The 2,341-nt window shown below is 55.8% G+C and carries 3 protein-coding genes; all 3 read right to left on the reverse strand.

Annotated features, from left to right (window positions below; genetic code table 11):
- The coding region (locus tag Q0176_RS06820) for a CRISPR-associated endonuclease Cas3'' (RefSeq protein WP_366797300.1) at window positions 1-481 on the reverse strand (481 nt) is incomplete at its 3' end.
- Window positions 478-1,266: a CRISPR-associated protein Cas5 gene (locus Q0176_RS06825; protein WP_299300591.1), complete on the reverse strand. Its 789-nt coding sequence runs from the start codon at window positions 1,264-1,266 to the stop codon at window positions 478-480. The genes Q0176_RS06820 and Q0176_RS06825, both read right to left, overlap by 4 nt.
- A 2-nt stretch (window positions 1,267-1,268) precedes the next feature.
- A complete protein-coding gene (gene cas7i / locus Q0176_RS06830) occupies window positions 1,269-2,171 on the reverse strand; it encodes a type I-B CRISPR-associated protein Cas7/Cst2/DevR (protein WP_299300594.1) in 903 nt (300 codons plus the stop codon).
- Window positions 2,172-2,341: the final 170 nt, after the last annotated feature.

The following is a 2,341-nucleotide window of genomic DNA, read 5'->3' on the forward strand; positions in this document are numbered from 1 at the left end:
TCCATCGTTCATCGAAGCCCAGCCCAAATTGAATCTGTTCCGTCGTCAGCCTGTCGGGCTTTCGGGCATCCCTCTCTCTGACAAATGCAGACCAAGCCCGATCCAGCTTTTTGTGATGTCCCAGGACAGCCCAGACATCATAAGGGAACACCCCTTTCTTCCTGTCCCAAAGCGAATGGAGGAGACAGGCGGAGAGCAGTTCATGACGAAAAAAACGTTTCGGATCGTCCTTCCCATCAGGCCCCAGACGGCGGCGCATTCGTTCTTGAAAGAAATCCCCCAACTTCCCGATGTCATGAAAAAAAACGGCCCTCAAACAAAGGGCCGTCAATTCTTCATAGGAGATCTCCAAGCAGGAGCACACCCTCTCCAAGACCTCCCGGTTGAGCCTCAGGAATTCGGAGGCGATAGCTAGGCACGTTCTCACGTGATATTCGTAAGTGCCCTCCATCGCCTCCAGAGCTTTGGCATAAAAGGTCATTGTCCCTCATCCTCCAGGCCATAAAGCGGCACGGGCGAGACCACGTTCGGAAAACGGAACGCCCTTTGAGGATTCTGTATGCGCTGATGCCCCGACAAAAAAGTGAAAAGGCGGTAGCGGCTTCCATGACGTTCGTCTCCCTTAAACTCAAAATCCACGATAAGGGGCCGTACCATGGGCGCTTTCAGCGTTTGAACAACACAAGCGCGCTTCAAAGCGTCCCAATCGAACCGGACGTCGTCGGCATGGTCTCCGGGCAGAAGCGTGTCCGTAAAACTGTCGCTCTCCTCTCCGTCTCCAATCGCGCACAGCGCCGAGACATCCCGAACGAGAGCGATGTCGTCGCTGCTCCCCAGTGAAAGGGCATACACGGGGTCCTTAAAGGCGGAATGCAGGCAAGCCGCTTTTTCTTGATCCTCCAACGCATAAAAGACGACAAATTCAGGGTTCGCCAGAAACTCCCGGTTCAGGATATCCTTCCGCACCACCTTGGATAGTCCGTACAACTTCGCATGAGCTGACTCCTCGCTCCCCTTGGGAACCGCCATCTTGTCGTAATTCCAAAGGTCTATACCGTTTCCTCCGGCTCTCCCCGATACTCCGACAAAAAGCCCCGCATCCTTGAAGAACGGCCAGGCCTTCTCAAAAGATTTCCCCAGGGCAGCCCCGGCCATCCCTACCAGTGCGGAGATGGGGGGCAGGGGCAGCGTGGCCTGATAAAGATGAGAACCGGGCTCTCGAAAGGAGGCCGTCATCCCATGAAGCGATACGAAAAAGCCGTACATGGCTACCCTCCGTAGACCTCGTCCAACCATCCTCTCATCATATCGAACGCCTCCCCCAGAGGCTTTGCCGCCGCCATATCACGGGAGAAAAAGCCCTTGCGTTCCCCCAGAACCCAGTGGACGACGGCCCCCTCACAGTCCTTAAGGGTGTTCTCGATCAGGTTGTGCTCCACGAAACTTAATTTTTTCTTCTCCTTGTCCTCCTCGAAGCAAACGCGGACGCACTCCATGAAGATAGGATTTTTGACCTTCATCAACGCGGCTGCCACAAACTTGGGTGAGATGTCCGCCAGGAAGCGGCTCTGGCGTCCGATCCCCCAGAGATTCTGGATAGCATCCAGGAGCGCTGCTACGCGACGCTTTCTCTCGCCAGGCTCGAGATCCAGTTTGTAGGTCTCGGCATCGGCAGCCCCGATCCGATCCAACTCGATCAGGATTGTCCCCCTGTAAAAACCGGAGTGGATTTCCGTCTCGAAGATGTTCGGGTTTCCGCCAGCCTTGACGCCCATATAGTTCGTGGCAAAGTCCAGCTCCCCCCGATAGGGTTCCAGGGAGAGCAAGGGCGAGACGCGCACCGGGCCCGTGCGTTTTTTCGTGACCTTGTCGGCGATCATGAAGCCGAACAGGTCGTCGTCAATGTAGGATGCGGGGTCTCCCAACGTCGCCGTCGCCCCCTTCGCCTGTTTGGCCAAGGCGGCCTCGGAAAGCTCCCAGCCCAGCACCGCCAGCTGCTCGCGCAGATCTCGGCGAATGGCCTGAGAGGATTTGTACGGATACTCCTCACCATCGTTCATTCGGATTTTCTTGATGCTGGAGATGTTGTCGGCCTCCTTGTCGGAACCGTTCAAAGAGGCGTAAGAGGCGCGCGTCAGATAGGTCAGCGTCAGGCATTTTGCATTCGTCATCTCATATTACCTCCTGCAATGTTTTTTCGTCATTCGTTGCCGGACTGCGAGTCCTTATCCCCGGAAACGCGGGAGCGCATAACGTTATTGTAGGCGTTCAAGGCGGCAATCATGCAATAGGCCCGAAACTCCTCAAAGGAGACGTCGCTCTCGGCCAACTCGGCAAAAAC

Source organism: uncultured Fretibacterium sp. (assembly GCF_938040765.1).
GTDB lineage: Bacteria > Synergistota > Synergistia > Synergistales > Aminobacteriaceae > CAJPSE01.